Raw genomic sequence first — 16409 nt, 5'->3', positions numbered from 1 at the left:
GAGGAGGGAGCGAGGTTATGTTTTGGGAACCCCAAAACTCCTCGCTCCACCATGATGGCGGAGAAATTTTGCTCCCGATGGTCGCAAAAAGTGAGTGTACTAAGTGCAAACAGTATATCGAATGACAAAAATACAGGAACAAGGCTATCCTTTGCGGAAATGCAACTTTAAGAAAAAGAACGCTTCCTTCTTATTTTCATCAGCACCTGCCTTTTCGCAGAAGCTAATCCTGGGGATAGCACCTCTTGTTCCAACATGTCCAATGCCATCTTTAACTCGCTGAGAAGTTCAGGATAATACTTCATTTGCTCATAAGCAAGCTTCATGCAATAAGCTCGTATAGCATATGGCTGAGCGCAAGCGGTAATCTTACTTACACAGAAGTCAATGAAATCTGAGCGGAGGGATTCTTCTTCAAATGGTTGGCGTAAAAGAATACTGAGCATTAGACGGCGTTTCCCAACATGTTCTTCTTTCATCACTCGGTCAATCAGCTCATCATGTTTGCTGTAAAGCCACTCATTATTTGCTAAATCAAAATTTGATAGAACGTGCAGTGCATTGAATGCTACACGATTATCCTCATCGAAAGTAAGCCGATAGAACTCTTCCTTTCGGTGGTCATTCTTATCACCTTGAGTGAGAAAGCACAGCTCAAGGATATTATCCTTGCTTATTCTACCAAATAGTTTTTGTTTCATATCATGTGGCTTAATGTCCCATTCTTGATGTATCAACTTCCTTTACTTTCTTTTCTTTGTAGCCTCCGAACTTATAGATGACAGCAAAAGTGGCAGTAGCCCAATTATAGTTTACTTTCATACGGTAATCTTGATTGCCTTGTACGGAGCGGGTGTCTGCCTTGTTGTTGAAAATATTGCTGCCATTGATGCGCAATCCCCATTTTCCATCATGTGAAGTCCATTGTAATTTGGCGTTCATTCTAAAGATTGGACTTATATCATAAACACCTTGTATTGCTTTTGACTGAAAGAAAGGGTTTAGTATGAGGCGCAAGTCTTGTGTGCGGCAAAGTTTTATAGATGCAGTACCTCCAAGAGCTACCGTCAGTTTCTTGCGGTTGAATGGCAAATCGAAGAAATGGTCACTTTTGGCATGCTTGTAGATTCCAACGGCAAACACATTGCCATTGAGCCATTTGCCTGCGCTGAATATTGCAGAGGCTTGCAATCCAAAGCTATTTTCGTAGTTGAAGTTAGTTTCTTTCATTATTACCGCCATGCGGTCTGTTGGCTGGTATGGCATCTGCACAGAATAATCTGGCTTCAAATTTGCAAAAGCCATCAAAGTATAGCGTCTCTTTATCTGCCACATAAGGTTGACATTATAATTTGAGTATGGTTTCAAATCGGGATTGCCATGTATCTCAGTATATGTTGATGAGTAAAACACGCTGCTCATTGTTGACCAATAACTCGGGAACTCAGAGTTAGAGCTGAACGACAAGTTGAGTAAATGATTCTCGTTGATATTCCACAGGGCGTTGAGTGAAGGATATATGCGCCATTTGTCCCATATCGGGGAGTGGTATTGCTCGGCAGCTACGGATGCTTCAAGACTAATCGCCTTGTTTATCTGTTTGCTGAAACCTGCATATATATTCCATATCCGTTCGTTGATGTCCACACTGCTTGTTGCATTAGGCAGAATATTTCCCTCCTTATCGAGGGTGTTCTGATAACTCTTGTTGCTTGTGAACTGTCCCTTTACGCCATACGACAATCCCCAGCCATGTGCCAAAGAATGGGTTTGGTCTGCCGTGAACATCCATTTGCTGATTGTCTGTTCACTGCCACTTGTAAGGTTGCGTTCCGTTTCTGTCGTATTTTCATTTGTATAAATCGTACCGTCAAGTTTTTGTTGTTGGGGGGTACGATAATTCGTGTATGAACCACTAATATTAAGTCCAAAAGGAAGTGAGTAGTTTACATCAACATTGTGCAGATACTCATGGCTGTCATTATGCATTCCGCTTTCACTTGAGCCTGCGGTGTTGCTGTTGGAACAAGACTTGTCCCATTTACCTGTATAGGCAACTTCAAGACGATGATTCTTGCTAAAGGCGTAATTCATGCCAAGTCGGTAGTTATGAGCAATACCAAATGACTTCTGACTGGTTTCATCATTATAATTTACCCGTTTGTTACCCAGTGGATGGTTGGCAATGCGTGAAGACTCACCATATGAATTGCCGTCTATATATTGATATTGTGCATCTAATCCAAACTTTCCCCTTTGCATAGAAAGGTAAAAATCACCAAACCCTTTTGCATATTTGCTTTGCTGCAATCCTCCAATTATCTGTCCAGACAACTGATTTGTACCCGCATAATCTTTTGTGACGATATTTATAGCCATGCCACGAACATGATAACGTGCAGGAGCAGCAAGCATCACCTCTGCTTTAGCCAACTGTGCAGCAGGCATCGCTTTCAATCTGTCTGCAAGCTGTTCTTGCGTTAAAGTGGTCGCCTGTCCGTTGATGATAAGCGTCACCTCGTTGCCGGAAAACTTGATGCCACCATCAGCATCACTAACACCAGGAATACGTGTAAGAGCCTCATAGGCATTGTCGGCAGGTAGTTGCTTCATGAGTAACGGCATGTTATAGGATAACATACCTCGCTCAGCCTTGACGATAGGGCGCGAACCTTTGACCATTATTTCGGGAAGGTTGTGCATCATGTTCTCCATTGTGAGCGAATCATTCTGCGTCTGAGTTTGAGCTTTCACGTTAGCAACTGAAAGCAGAAATAATCCTAAAAGGAATACTTTATTGTCCATATTTTACCTTTCTAATCTACATTCTCTTTCTATAACTTTCAAAAGTACGAAAAAAAATCCATAAACGAGAACGTTTTGCTTTGTATTGTAGGAATGAGGACGACATTTAACATTTCTCTTACTTTTAATGCCGTATATGAAATTTATCTATGCTGCATAGACAATGTGTTGCTACATTTGGAATAAGCACACTTCCAACCCAAAATTAATAATCTATAAAAACAAAGCAAAAAGTGTCGTTTTTCAGATTTTAGGTTTAACTTTGCATCCGAAAAGAGTTGTTTGGCAAGCAAGGCAAACTTATGTAGAATGTAGAAGTTAAAACTATTGCCAAGTCATTACCTCTATTGAGGAAAGACACTCATAAATCGCTCATTTTAAGCTATTCAGAAGATTTTAGCAGAATTTTTGGGAAAAAGGCATTCGGATTATTCGATAACTTGATGGCAGAATCTGTGCGATGAATCAAGTTATGCCCTGCCATCAAATAGGAATCTACAACCTTGCCATTCTTTAGGAATACTTTACAATGTGGGCGATTGTAGATTTTCTTCTGCTTTTGGGCTTGGGCCATCGAGAAACTACCCAAAAGGACAATAACTATAAGCGACAATTTAACTAAAATTCTTATAGACAATTTCATAATTTGTATTGCGTTAAAAGTCATTATAAAAGCAAAAGAAGATACGACTTATCCCATAAAAACTATGAGATAGGCATATCTTCTTTATGAGTATTTTTATTTATTTAGTTTCCAGGTAACACCATCTTTGGTGTCCTTTACCTCGAAGCCGGCTTCAGCCAGGGCATCGCGAATCTGGTCGCTGGTAGCCCAATCCTTATCAGCCTTAGCCTTGGCACGAAGGTTGAGAACCATATCTACTACCTTGCCATAAGCCTCTTCGCGGGCATCATTGTTGGCTCCCTTCTCGCTCTTCAAGCCGAGGAGGTCGAAGGTGAAGAGCTGCATGGTATCTGAAAGCTCCTTCAGGTCTTCGGCAGAGATGTTTGCCTTGTGGTCGAGGGCTGTGTTGATTACGTGGCAAGCCTCGAAGAGATAGCTGATGACGAGCTGAGTCTGGAAGTCATCGTTCATCGCATCGTAGCAGCGCTGGCGAAGCTCGCTTACGAACTTCTTCACCTGCTCATCGCTCTGCTTAGCTACAGGCACACGCTCCAGGTCGTTCAAACCGTTCATCAGGCGCTCCAATCCCTTCTGACTGGCCTTCAAGGCATCGTTAGAGAAATCTACGGTGCTGCGGTAGTGAGCCGAGAGGATGAAGAAACGGATGGTCATTGGCGAATAAGCCTGCTCCAGACTGTCGTGATTGCCAGTAAAGAACTGCTCCAAAGTGATGAAGTTGCCAAGACTCTTACCCATCTTCTGACCATTGATGGTAATCATATTGTTGTGCATCCAGTAACGAACCATCTGGTCGCCCTGAGAAGCTACAGCCTGCGCAATCTCGCACTCGTGGTGAGGGAAAATCAAATCCATGCCGCCACCGTGAATATCGAAGTGGCTGCCCAAGTACTTGCGTCCCATCGCAGTACACTCGCAGTGCCAGCCAGGGAAACCATCGCTCCAAGGACTAGGCCAGCGCATGATATGCTCAGGAGAAGCCTTCTTCCAGAGAGCAAAGTCAGCCTGGTTTTTCTTCTCGCCGATACCAGCCAGCTCACGGCTCTCGTTGATAACGTTCTCCAGGTTACGTCCGGAGAGGATACCGTACTTATGATCCTTGTTATACTTCTCGATGTCGAAGTAGATAGAGCCATTGCTCTCGTAGGCATAGCCATTGTCCAGGATTTCCTGAACCAGTTTCTCCTGTTCGATGATATGGCCTGTGGCATGAGGCTCAATGCTAGGAGGGAGTACGTTCAGCGCTTCCATGGCATCGTGGTAGCGGTTGGTGTAGTACTGCGCAATCTCCATTGGCTCTAACTGCTCCAGGCGTGCCTTCTTCTCAATCTTGTCATCGCCCTCATCAGCATCGTGCTCCAGGTGGCCCACGTCGGTAATGTTTCTAACGTAGCGAACCTTATAGCCCAGGTGCTTGAGATAGCGGAAGAGTATATCGAAGGTGATGGCAGGACGCGCATGACCCAGATGCGGATCGCCATACACAGTTGGGCCACAAACATACATGCCCACGTTAGGAGCGTGGAGCGGAGTGAATCTCTCTTTCGTACGAGTGAGAGTGTTGTAGATCAATAATTTCTGTTCCATTTTGTTTGAACCTTATTTTTATATTATTTATATTTTGAGTGCAAAGTTAACTCATTTTTCTGATATATTCGACAAATCATTCGCAAAATGTTATTAAATTCCTCGAAAATACTAATGAAACAGATTTTCCATAGTCAATTCTCTCTGTATGATGCTGCTATATTTGGCTGCAAATATATAAAAAAGACCACTTGGAGCCAAACGAATAGGTGGCAAAGTGGCTCTAAGTGGTAATTTTAACATACTTAGAGCCAAAAAGGTATTATATAAGAACTTATGTAAAGCTTGTCATAAGTTGTTCAAGTGGGTTAAGCAACATTTAATGATAACCAACTCTATTTCGACTTCATATTCAATTAATATATTTTAAGAGAAACTTGTGATCTAAATCAATTATTATTAGTAATTTTGCAACAAAATTTAAATGGCACTACTCCGTAATGGTGCGAATAGAGATCAATTCAGAATGAAGCAAGAAAATGAACTAAAATCGCTTTTGACAGATCAACAGTTTGAAGCCTCGGATAACAGGGAACTATTACTCGCTCAAGCAAAAGCGTGTGCAAATGGTTATGCATTAGCAACAGAAGGCATAGCAGTTGTATCAGATTTTCAAAATAAAGAATGCCATATTTATTCTGGAAGATTCGGTCAAACTATAATGAATCTTCCAGAATATATGGTAGATCGTAATTCTGCCTTTGAGGACATCGTATTCTGTCATGCAAAAGAAGACGAACTTATTGAACGTCATGTACTGGAACTTCGTTTCTTCAACTTTATAAAAGAACGTTCAATAAAAGAAAAGACAAATTTTTCAGCTTCATGTATCCTTAATTTTTACCGGGCCGGAGACAATGAAAAAGTCAAGATACTCCATACAACGAGATATTTCAGCTGTAGTGCCAACGGTAGTGTTTTACTCGGTCTATGCACTTACATCCCGTACCCTGTTTCCCATAACCGACAAGATGGAATAATTGTTAATCTATTGACCGGGGAAAAGGTTGGACGAGACATATACGAAGCGAGTGACCGTAAAATTCTTAGCCGTCGACAACTTGAAATACTGTCATTGATAGCCAAAGGAGTGCCAAGCAAACAAATTGCCGACAAGTTAAACATATCCATTTATACGGTTAATCGCCATCGTCAGGATATTTTAGCGTCGTTAAAAGTTGCCAATACCGCAGCCGCAGTAGAAATTGCATTAAGAATGAACCTTATTTAATGTGCGTGCCTGCTTCATGATTGGTTAGAAATGGATGTGTCATGTCAAATGGATGTACTATAACTCTGGATGTTCCTGACAATTCGTTGGTTGTCGGTCGTAGAGGGTTGATATTCAATAAATAAAACTGGTATCTATATTTAACTGATGCGAAAATTGGTTAGAAATCAGTATTGCACATATCGTATATTTTCTCTAATTTTGCAACCGCAAATAAATCACAAGGAAGTTGCAATTTAATAAAAATCAAATCAATGTAACAATGAGAAAATTAGTATTTATCGCAATCATAGCAAGTCTTGCTATGACTGGATGCATCCAGAAAGAGTCAGAGAAAAAAGAAGGAAGTTCTGACAAGAAAGTCTTAACGGAAAACGTTAAACTCGCTACATGCAATATCAATGTAGGAGGAATCCGTTTTACAAAGTCTAAAAACGGCGGAGAGAATGGTATCACACTTCTTGGCGACACTCTCAAGTTTGTGGCCGGTCCCCAAACTGATTATTTCCGCTCCCCGGATGGAAGCGTTGTCAATAGCTCTGCAGTCATTTTTACAGAAGTTGACAACACTAAGCCTTTCACTTTTACGGCTAAAGTACAGCCGAACTTCACCGAAACTGGAACATATTCGGCAGGTGTGTTATACGCATACGAGAATGACACTCATTGTCAAAAACTGTGTTTCGAACAGGATGAATATGGTGTTCACCGTGTGGTGTCAGTTCGCACAATAGGCACTTCTGATGACAATAATCATCAGGCGATTATCGGTCGGTATGTTTATATGAGATTATCATCCGATGGCACTACTCTTGGCAGTTATTTTTCAGAAGATGGGAATATATGGCACATGGCTCGTCTCTACAAGAATGATTTTCCGAAAAAACTGCTTCTTGGCCTAAGTTCCCAAAGTCCTAAAGACGATGCACACACCTGCTATTTTACGGAAGTGTCGCTTAAGCAAGAGGCTGTTGCCAATTTTCGCATAGGTAAGCTCGACGGGGAATAAGCACCATACCTCAGCACTATTATCAGATTTTAACAAACATATTAAACATTTCGACAAATGAAGAGAAATCAATTTTTCATAGCATTGTCGCTGCTTGCATGCACTCTGCTGTCATGTCAAAATGAGAAACAACAACAATCATCAATAGCAAATAAATCGAATATGGAAAAAAATGACACAATCTTAAAGCCATTTGTGGCTGAAAACTTGTTTTGGATTCGTGAGCCCAAACAATACACTATCACGGACTCTTTGATTACAATCGTTTCAGAACCTCACACAGACTTGTGGCAGCGCACCTATTATGGGTTCAGCAACGACAATGCTCCGGTGCTGCAAATGAAAACTTCTAACAAGTTCTTTTCTTTCACAGTAAAGACATCGTTCAATAGTTCTGCTCTGTTTGACCAATGCGGTATCGCAATCTATCTTGACAGTGACAACTGGATGAAGGCGTCAATCGAATACGAGAACGAGGAATACCAGAGATTGGGCAGTGTGGTGACAAATAACGGATATTCCGACTGGGCTACGCATGATATTCCATCTTCCATAAAGGAAATGTGGTATCGCCTTAGTCGTCGGGGAAGCGACTATTATATAGAGACAAGTCCTGACGGTACCACTTTCCACCAAATGCGTACATTTCATTTGGATAAGGGTGATGGGGAGATCTCGTTCGGAATATATGCGGCAAGCCCGGTTGACCATTCATTCACCGCACAATTCTCTGAAATGGAAGTCGGCGAGTGTAAATGGCAATCATGATCAGCGGAAGATACAGGATTCAAACAGACAACGAAATAATACGAACAGCATACAAGAAACTGTTCTTTCGTTATGACACCATTGTATCTGAAATAATTCTATATGATAATCAACGAACTATATTATCTTTACTTTTATGAAAAGAGCAATACTATTTACCATCATTATTTTACAGTTATCGGCGTCTTATGCCCAAAAGATTTTATCTCCTTCAGGTATTATAGACGTAAACTTTGAATTGACCGAAAGAGGTGTTCCAACCTATTATGTAGGCTATAAAAACAAACCTGTTGTCAAGCCCAGTCGTTTAGGATTGGAACTGAATGGGCAACCCGATCTTATGGATGGTTTTGAGGTCGTAAAGACCTCTACCTCCTCTTTCGACGAAATATGGAAGCCGGTATGGGGAGAAGTAAAAAACATTCGCAATCACTACAACGAACTGCTGATAGAACTCCGGCAGCCAAAGACCGACCGATATATGAACATTCGCTTTCGAGTTTACGACGATGGTTTGGGCCTGCGCTACGAGTTCCCAAGCCAAAAGGAACTGATCTATTTCATAGTCAAAGAAGAACATACCCAATTTGCTATGACGGGTAATCATACAGCTTGGTGGATTCCTGGAGATTACGACACACAAGAATATGACTATACAGAAAGCCGCTTGTCAGAAATTCGTAGGTTAATGCCAGAGGCCTATACGGACAACTTATCACAAACAAAATTCTCTGATACGGGGGTACAGACCTCTTTACAAATGAAGACTGATGATGGGCTTTATATTAACCTGCACGAGGCTGCTTTAGTCGATTATTCATGCATGCATCTAAACCTGGATGATAAGAACTTGGTTTTCGAATCCTGGTTAACACCCGATGCACAGGGGAACAAAGGAAGACTGCAAGCGCCTTGCCATAGTCCTTGGCGAACGATTATGGTCAGCGATGATGCTCGTGACATCTTATCCTCAAAGCTTATCCTGAATTTGAACGAGCCATGCAAATTGGAGGATACTTCTTGGATCAAGCCAGTGAAATATATCGGTGTATGGTGGGAAATGATTGCCGGAAACCGCCCTTGGGCTTATACATGGGATTACCCTTCCGTTAAACTGGGTGAGACGGACTATTCAAAAGCAAAACCGAACGGACAACATCCTGCCAACACCCAAAATGTAAAAAAATATATAGACTTTGCCGCAACCCACGGTTTCGATCAAGTATTGGTAGAAGGCTGGAACATCGGATGGGAGGATTGGTTCGGAAAAATGAAAGACTATGTCTTTGACTTTATGACTCCTTATCCGGATTTTGACCTACCGGGGTTGAATGAGTATGCACACAATAAGAATGTTAAACTGATGATGTATCACGAAACATCTTCATCTGTGCGCAACTATGAGCGCCATATGGAAGAGGCGTATAGTCTTATGAACAAATACGGTTATAATGCGGTGAAGAGTGGATACGTTGGATATATACAACCTGCTGGCGAATACCATTATGGTCAATGGATGGTAAACCATTATCTTTATGCCATTAAGCAAGCTGCCAAGCATCATCTCATGGTCAATGCGCATGAGGCAGTACGTCCGACCGGATTATGTCGCACTTATCCCAACTTGATAAGCAATGAATCCGCTCGCGGCACAGAATATGAAGCCTTTGGAGGTAATAAACCTTTCCATACAACCATTTTGCCGTTCACACGTCTTCAGGGAGGCCCGATGGACTATACGCCAGGTATTTTCGTAATGGACCTCAGCACATGGGCTCCCAATCGTTCACACGTCAACTCCACATTGGCACGTCAACTTGCCTTATATGTCACAATGTACAGTCCATTACAAATGGCGGCAGATTTGCCGGAACATTATGAGCGTTATATGGATGCGTTTCAATTCATCAAAGATGTGGCAATCGATTGGGATGATTCTAAATACCTTGAGGCGGAACCTGGACAATACATTACGGTAGCCCGTAAAGCTAAGGACACAAACAATTGGTTTGTGGGATGTACGAGTGGAGAAAAAGGGCATCAATCCGTATTGAAGTTAAACTTTCTCGATGCTGATAAAACCTATGTAGCCACCGTGTATGCCGATGCACCCGATGCCAACTACAAAACGAATCCACAGGCTTATACCATCCATAAAGGAACAGTTACTTCGAAATCTGTTTTAAAATTAAGAGCTGCTTCAGGAGGAGGTTATGCCATCAGTATCTTTGAAGTAACCAATAAATCGGATGTAGCTGGAGTAAAAAGACTTAAATTATAAACAGGCTATTGCCGAAAGAACTACGAATCAAGGAATATCAAGCAGGCAAAAAATGATTGCCTGCTTGATATGACATCGCAATATATCTTAATGATTAATAAAATGAATATACTTCATAATCAACATAAACATTTGCTTGTCGCCAATCGTGTTGCCTTTATGATAATAGGGGTTCTCGAGGCTGCGTGGGCACCGCTTGTACCATACGTCAAGAGAGCGTTTGCAATAGACGAGGGTACTCTTGGGTTACTTATGCTGTGCAGTGGCTTTGGCTCTATCTGTGCACTTCCGCTTTCCGGCTTTCTTGTAAATCATTTTGGCGCAAAGAAGGTGGTTTATGTATCGGGATTGCTGATGGCTTTCGCATTGTTAGCCATAAGTCTGCTTATAAATATATGGCTGACAAGCGTGATGCTTATGGTTTTCGGAGGTTGCACCATCACCATTGATGTTGCGGCAAACATGAATGGTGTTACCGTCGAGCGCATGACGGGACAGCATCTTATGTCTGGTTTTCATGGTGGCTATTCGTTGGGTACACTGATTGGTGCCGGAGCGATGAGTGTGCTGTTTACTTTAGGACTCATGCCTAAATGGGCTGTTGTTATTTGTATAATATTCATATTGCTGGCGCTGGTATTCGGATGTAGGGATTTGTTGCCGAAAGAAGAATTTGTGTTGTCTGACGTACCTGTTGAGAAGCCAAGAAAAAATAAATTGTATATTCCTCCTATGGTTATCGTGGTTGGATTGTTGTGCTTTATCATGTATGCCTCGGAGGGTGCTGTGATGGGCTGGTCGGCAATATTTGTCAGTCAAGAGCGTGGCGTTGACATGTCCATGGCAGGTTTCTTCTATACGGCATTTGCTGTTTCAATGACCATTATGAGGCTCTGTGGAGACAAAACCGTAAATCGATTGGGACAAAGATTTGTAGTGGCCGGAGGAGCATTACTCATTGCTATCGGTTTCATGGTTGTAGTATTAGTTAATAGTTCCGTTGCTGCTGTCGCTGGCTTTGTGATTGTCGGCTGCGGTGCCGCCAATGTTGTTCCTCAATTGGTTTCCTTTGCGGCACATATCAAAGGAATGGCTGTACACAACATTATCAGTTTCATTAATGCCCTTGGATATTCGGGGATACTCCTCGGTCCAGTACTAATCGGATTCGTAGGGAAACATTATGGTTTACATATATCATTTATCGGAATTGCTGTTTTTGTTTTAATTGTTGCGGTTGTTTCGTCTATAATATTGAAGTCCAAACGGACTATATCGCAAACAGATATAAGCTAATAATGGCTATACAATTTCCCAAAAGGGGAAAGTAAAGAGTTTCACGCTTATAGGGCAATGTCATCCAAACTGATAATATTATTGCAAATTCTTTATTCCACCATTTCCGCCACGCACTCGATCTCCGCCGCCTCTTCATGACGACAAACATACAGCAAATAATAGAGAGTACCAAACTTTCGGCTATCTTTTTGCATAAAGTAATCAGTTTCTGTATATCTATTCACTATTTGTAAGTTTTTTGCCTAATATATGCATAAAATTATCAAATTATTAGCGTATATCGAAAATAATGTGTAACTTTGCAGCCGCAAACAGTTATCAATTATCAAGAAGGCGGCTATAAGTTCCGCTAATGAGTATTAAGTTAGAAGAAAATGGCATATACAAGATTGAGTGCTGCCGAAGCGGCAGCGATGATTAACGATCAAGATACAATCGGATTGAGTGGTTTCACACCAAACGGCGTGCCTAAGGCAACCTTCCGCGAACTCTCCAAGAGAGCCGTGGCTGAGCATGAGGCAGGCAGATCTTTCCAGGTGGGCATCCTCACGGGTGCTTCTACCTCGCAGAGTATCGAAGGTGACATGGCTGCAGCCCATGCCATCAAGTTCCGTGCGCCATTTTCTACCAACAAGGATTTCCGCACCCATACCAATCTCGGTGAAATCGACTACGAGGATATGCATCTCGGCCACATGGCTGAGCGCCTGCGCCGTGGTTTCTATGGCGAGATAGACCTTGCCATCATCGAAGTTTCTGATTTGGAAGAAGGCGAAACCACCTGCAAGGCATTCCTTACCTCTGCCGGCGGCATTGTTCCTACCATCGTTAGATTGGCAAAGAAGGTGCTCATCGAGAAGAATACCTTCCACAGTCCAGCTTCCCGTTATCTTCACGATGTATATGAGATAGCAGAATGCCCATTCCGCACACCTATCCCAATCTTGAATGTGGGCGATAGAATAGGTAAAGAGTATGTGGAGATTGATGCACATAAGATTGTGGGTGTGGTAGAATGCAACATTCCGGAAGAGGCGCGTGCCTTCAAGCCACTCGACCCTGTAACCGAACAGATGGGACATAATGTGGCTGATTTCCTGGTCAGCGACCTGAAGAAGGGACATATTCCTCCTCAGTTCCTGCCTTTGCAGAGCGGAGTGGGCGTAACTTCCAATGCCGTTCTTGAGGCATTGGGACAGAATCCTAACGTGCCTGTATTCAGCGTCTATACCGAGGTGGTTCAGGATGCTGTAGTGAAATACATGCGTGAGGGAAGAATCAAGGATGCATCCTGCTCTTCGCTCACCGTAACAAACGAGACTTTGAAAGAGGTGTATGATGATATAGATTACTTCAAGAAGCATCTTACCATCCGCCAGAGCGAGATTTCAAACTCTCCGGAGGTAATCCGCCGACTGGGTGTCATCGCCATGAATACCGCCATCGAGTGCGATATCTATGGCAACGAGAACTCCAGCCACATCTGCGGCAGCAAGCTGATGAATGGTATCGGTGGTTCGTGCGATTACGAGCGAAATGGCTATATCTCTATCTTCACCACCCAGAGTACCACCAAGAACGGTTGCATTTCAGCCATCGTTCCGATGTGCAGCCATGTAGATAGCACCGAGCACGATGTGGATGTTATCGTTACTGAGCAGGGAGTCGCCGATCTTCGCGGCAAGGGTCCTTTGCGCCGTGCCAAGGAGATTATCGAGAACTGTGCGCACCCGGATTATCGTCCAATGCTTCGCGAATACTTGAAATTTGCAGAAAAGGGGCACGAGCCACAGAGCATGCGTGCCGCCCTCGCCATGCACGATACCTTCCTGAAGAAGGGAGATATGAGACTGACCGACTTCGGAGAATATCTGAAATAAGGAAGATTACCGCATAAACATAAAAAAGGCACCAGGCTGTTTCCATCAATGGAATACAACCTGATGCCTTTATTTTTTTATCTATATTACTTCACAATAGAAGTAACAGGGTTTCTGGTGCCCTTCATGCCAACCAGGAATGCCTTTGCCGAACCAAACTTCAGGAACATATCCAGGCGTACAGGCACATGATTCTCATCATCGGTGATATAGAAATCTACGATTTTCTTCCATTTACCATCGTCAATCTCCATATATTCAAGACGCAGGCAACGATACTTCACGCCGTTGTCAGCCTTGACCGTAACCTTGCCACCATACTTCAACTGAGCCGGATTACGACCGCCGCCATCACAGATAGGGAACTTGACGCAATGTCCCCGCTTCCAGTTGGCAGGATCAAAGCTGCGGGCACGGAGGAAGATGTTCATCATGTCGAAAACACAATCCTCGTAGGAAGCCTTCTTCCATTTATGCTCGCCATTCTTATTCTGATAATGCAGGTTTACATGGCATTTGCCACCGGCATAATTATAGAAAACCTCATCTACGGTATATCGCTTGCCTTCACGGGCTCCCTTGCGGAAATAGAGCGGTGCCAGATCCGTACCACTATAGCAAAGCAAAGTATCACGAAGCACAAAGAAATCGTCTACTCGCTTATTTCCTCTGGTTACGAGCGAACCACGATAAGCAGGCTTACCATGACGGGTAGTCTGGATAACCGACATGCTGGCATTACCAGCCTTTACCCAAACGAACTTCCAATTGTAATACAGGTTATAGGTGAGAAACTCACCCGATTTGAATGCCGTATTACGAAATGTACACTGGGCAGACACGGTTGTGCTGACCAAGAGTAGCATTGCTGCTATCAAAAAAGATTTAAATGTCTTCATAACTATAACATTTTAGGAATGTACTCTATGCCCAATTTTTTGGCACGTTGTGCATTTTGATTCTTTACTTTCTTTTCCTTGTCAGGTTTCTGCTTGGTGATGGCAGAAGGCTTCTGCCTGGACAGTTCATAAGACTTCGGGCTCCAGCTTTCCGTCAAATCCCATTTAGCCTTACATTCCAGGAGTTCCGGATAATAATATACTTCCTCCGCTTGCAGATCATCATCATAACAGCCCGTATCCCATTTGCCGTTGTCGTTTCTATCAACAATCAGGCGCATGTAATACTTCTCCGGTTTAAGATAATAGAATTCTGCTACCCCATTTACTGCCTTCACCGACTTCACCACCTGGTCCTGAGCATTCAACAACTGTACCAGGAGAGGCAAATCTCCAAAATTATCGGTGATATTCACCAGGAGAGTGCCGTATGTATCGAGCGAGCTGACCTTGAATCCCTGCTTGATAGGCTTGGATGCCAGACCGTAGATATCCTCGAAAGCAGCAGAATCCACCTCAAGACTATATTCTATATCAGGTCTCCACTCTCCTCTCAGCACATATTCCCGGTTTCCTATCGAATCAAATTCAAAAGGAGCCCGATACCAGAGCGTATCATGCTTGGCATAAAGATGCATTCCTGCCGTATCTGCCTTGGCAAGCGGAGTATCAAAACTGAACGTAACGTTCTTGTCCGGGTCCAGTTCTGAGGCAACTCCCACCTTGACCTCAAGCGGTTTGATGGCCATCACCGAGTCATAAGGCATACCTTTCTTCTTGAGTTTTTCCTGCTTCTTGGTCCACTCGGCTATCTCCTTTTCCTTGGCTTTCATTCGCTTGGCGTATGGTTCCTTGGAAAGAATCTCCATAGCCGTATCGGTATGACATATCAGCACACCCGTACTGTCGGTCATGCGATAGGTAAGATCCATGCGAAGCGTATCCTGATTGACCAGGGCAGTATCCCTCAGCCAATAGGTGATGGAATCTTTCTTCTCCGAACTTTCTATGATGAACGCTTTTTCGGCATCAAAGTTAAGTCCCTTTATCTCAGGAAGGATGGAATCTCCATAACTGAAATAGAGCGAGAAACAGTTAGGCATCTTGCGCTCTGCCTTCAGGAAATATCTGTCTGTCAACGGTTCCGTAAAAGCCCTGAGCACCACGTCATCAGGCAGGAAATGGGTATATTTCACCTGGTCAATCGACTTGATGTGCAGCGAGTCTATCCATGTGGTATCCTGTCTGACATCAGGCTTGCTGGATGGTATGATGATGTCATGGGTGAAGGCGATTTTCTCGCTCTTCTGATTGAACATATAGTTGCCGTCCATGTCCTGCAGGGCATAGATGCGATAAGAGCCCGGCGCTACGCCCTTGATGACGAAACGTCCTCTACTGTCCGTACGGCTTACACGCAACATAGGCTTGGTCTTGAACGCAGAATCAGCCTGATCATCATAGAGACCTACGAGAATACCCTTGATAGGTTCCAGATTCTCAGCCTCCAGCACATATCCCGCAACCTCCATCGTATCAATGACGGTACCTGTAGAAAAACTATAGGTATAGTTGCCCATCGGATTTCCCTCGTTGTTGTCGCTGATAGCATCCGAGAAGTCGATGGTATAAGTGGTATTGGGTTTCAGAGAATCGACAAGCGAAATATGAATACGCTTTCCTGCGCCTTTGATTTCAGGCACTTCGAGCTGAGGAGGCGAAACCACCACCTTCTCGGTAGGATTATCCACCTTGATAAACTCATCGAAGTAAATATCTATCTTCTTCTCCTTCACATTGACAGCACCGTCAGCTGGCGAGGCACCTACCACCTTAGGTGGTGTCTCGTCAAACCATCCTCCGTCAGGCTGTCCCATTCGTGCACAGGAAGCCAACAGGAGGAAGACCGCCAGATAGAAAGGCAGAAACAAGGAATTTAACTTCAACTTGTCCTTGATGTCGTTCATATTAATCATTGTATATTATCTTTATATTCGCTACCCTATC

The 16409-nt window shown here is 43.2% G+C and carries 11 protein-coding genes; 6 read left to right on the top strand and 5 right to left on the bottom strand.

Annotated elements, in window-relative coordinates:
- Positions 1-167 precede the first annotated feature (167 nt).
- From F7D73_RS11620 to cysS, 3 genes are all read right to left on the bottom strand, one after another.
- On the bottom strand, positions 168-701 hold the full coding sequence (locus F7D73_RS11620) for a hypothetical protein (RefSeq protein ID WP_153091937.1): 534 nt from the start codon (positions 699-701) through the stop codon (positions 168-170).
- A gap of 10 nt (positions 702-711) precedes the next feature.
- Complete coding sequence (locus F7D73_RS11615; protein WP_153124892.1) at positions 712-2805, bottom strand: outer membrane beta-barrel protein; 2094 nt, start codon at positions 2803-2805, stop codon at positions 712-714.
- 739 nt (positions 2806-3544) lie between these two features.
- Positions 3545-5035: a cysteine--tRNA ligase gene (cysS, locus tag F7D73_RS11610; protein ID WP_153124890.1), complete on the bottom strand. Its 1491-nt coding sequence runs from the start codon at positions 5033-5035 to the stop codon at positions 3545-3547.
- Positions 5036-5501: 466 nt separating this feature from the next.
- Between cysS and F7D73_RS11605 the strand changes: the two genes are divergently transcribed.
- The 6 genes from F7D73_RS11605 (at position 5502) to F7D73_RS11575 (ending at position 13503) form a co-directional block, all read left to right on the top strand.
- Positions 5502-6266: a response regulator transcription factor gene (locus F7D73_RS11605; protein WP_228117728.1), complete on the top strand. Its 765-nt coding sequence runs from the start codon at positions 5502-5504 to the stop codon at positions 6264-6266.
- 262 nt (positions 6267-6528) lie between these two features.
- Entirely contained in the window at positions 6529-7275 is a 747-nt protein-coding gene (locus F7D73_RS11595; RefSeq protein ID WP_153124886.1) for a DUF1349 domain-containing protein, read from the top strand.
- Positions 7276-7437: 162 nt separating this feature from the next.
- On the top strand, positions 7438-8043 hold the full coding sequence (locus F7D73_RS11590; RefSeq protein ID WP_153124894.1) for a DUF1349 domain-containing protein: 606 nt from the start codon (positions 7438-7440) through the stop codon (positions 8041-8043).
- A gap of 136 nt (positions 8044-8179) precedes the next feature.
- Positions 8180-10324: a glycoside hydrolase family 97 protein gene (locus tag F7D73_RS11585; protein ID WP_153124884.1), complete on the top strand. Its 2145-nt coding sequence runs from the start codon at positions 8180-8182 to the stop codon at positions 10322-10324.
- Positions 10325-10414: 90 nt separating this feature from the next.
- The gene (locus tag F7D73_RS11580) at positions 10415-11620 is read left to right on the top strand and encodes an MFS transporter (RefSeq protein ID WP_228117727.1); all 1206 of its coding nucleotides are present in this window, start codon (positions 10415-10417) and stop codon (positions 11618-11620) included.
- Between the two features lie 377 nt (positions 11621-11997).
- Complete coding sequence (locus F7D73_RS11575) at positions 11998-13503, top strand: acetyl-CoA hydrolase/transferase C-terminal domain-containing protein (RefSeq protein WP_153124881.1); 1506 nt, start codon at positions 11998-12000, stop codon at positions 13501-13503.
- An 86-nt stretch (positions 13504-13589) separates the two neighbouring features.
- Here the strand turns inward: F7D73_RS11575 and F7D73_RS11570 are convergent, their stop codons facing one another.
- Together F7D73_RS11570 and F7D73_RS11565 are read right to left on the bottom strand one after the other, a co-directional pair.
- Positions 13590-14402, bottom strand: a complete 813-nt coding sequence (locus F7D73_RS11570; RefSeq protein WP_153124879.1) for a DUF3108 domain-containing protein — start codon at positions 14400-14402, stop codon at positions 13590-13592.
- A gap of 2 nt (positions 14403-14404) precedes the next feature.
- Positions 14405-16378, bottom strand: a complete 1974-nt coding sequence (locus tag F7D73_RS11565; RefSeq protein ID WP_153124877.1) for an Ig-like domain-containing domain — start codon at positions 16376-16378, stop codon at positions 14405-14407.
- Positions 16379-16409: the final 31 nt, after the last annotated feature.

It is taken from the genome of Segatella copri, assembly GCF_009494395.1.
GTDB lineage: Bacteria > Bacteroidota > Bacteroidia > Bacteroidales > Bacteroidaceae > Prevotella.
This window is presented reverse-complemented; position numbering and strand designations above follow the sequence as displayed.

Bases quoted from the DNA above. Each gene is read 5' to 3' on its own strand.
- F7D73_RS11585 (WP_153124884.1), top strand. From the start codon at position 8,180: ATGAAAAGAGCAATACTATTTACCATCATTATTTTACAGTTATCGGCG.
- cysS (WP_153124890.1), bottom strand. From the start codon at position 5,035: ATGGAACAGAAATTATTGATCTACAACACTCTCACTCGTACGAAAGAG.
- F7D73_RS11595 (WP_153124886.1), top strand. From the start codon at position 6,529: ATGAGAAAATTAGTATTTATCGCAATCATAGCAAGTCTTGCTATGACT.
- F7D73_RS11575 (WP_153124881.1), top strand. From the start codon at position 11,998: ATGGCATATACAAGATTGAGTGCTGCCGAAGCGGCAGCGATGATTAAC.
- F7D73_RS11580 (WP_228117727.1), top strand. From the start codon at position 10,415: ATGATTAATAAAATGAATATACTTCATAATCAACATAAACATTTGCTT.
- F7D73_RS11570 (WP_153124879.1), bottom strand. From the start codon at position 14,402: ATGAAGACATTTAAATCTTTTTTGATAGCAGCAATGCTACTCTTGGTC.
- F7D73_RS11605 (WP_228117728.1), top strand. From the start codon at position 5,502: ATGAAGCAAGAAAATGAACTAAAATCGCTTTTGACAGATCAACAGTTT.
- F7D73_RS11620 (WP_153091937.1), bottom strand. From the start codon at position 701: ATGAAACAAAAACTATTTGGTAGAATAAGCAAGGATAATATCCTTGAG.
- F7D73_RS11590 (WP_153124894.1), top strand. From the start codon at position 7,438: ATGGAAAAAAATGACACAATCTTAAAGCCATTTGTGGCTGAAAACTTG.
- F7D73_RS11615 (WP_153124892.1), bottom strand. From the start codon at position 2,805: ATGGACAATAAAGTATTCCTTTTAGGATTATTTCTGCTTTCAGTTGCT.
- F7D73_RS11565 (WP_153124877.1), bottom strand. From the start codon at position 16,378: ATGATTAATATGAACGACATCAAGGACAAGTTGAAGTTAAATTCCTTG.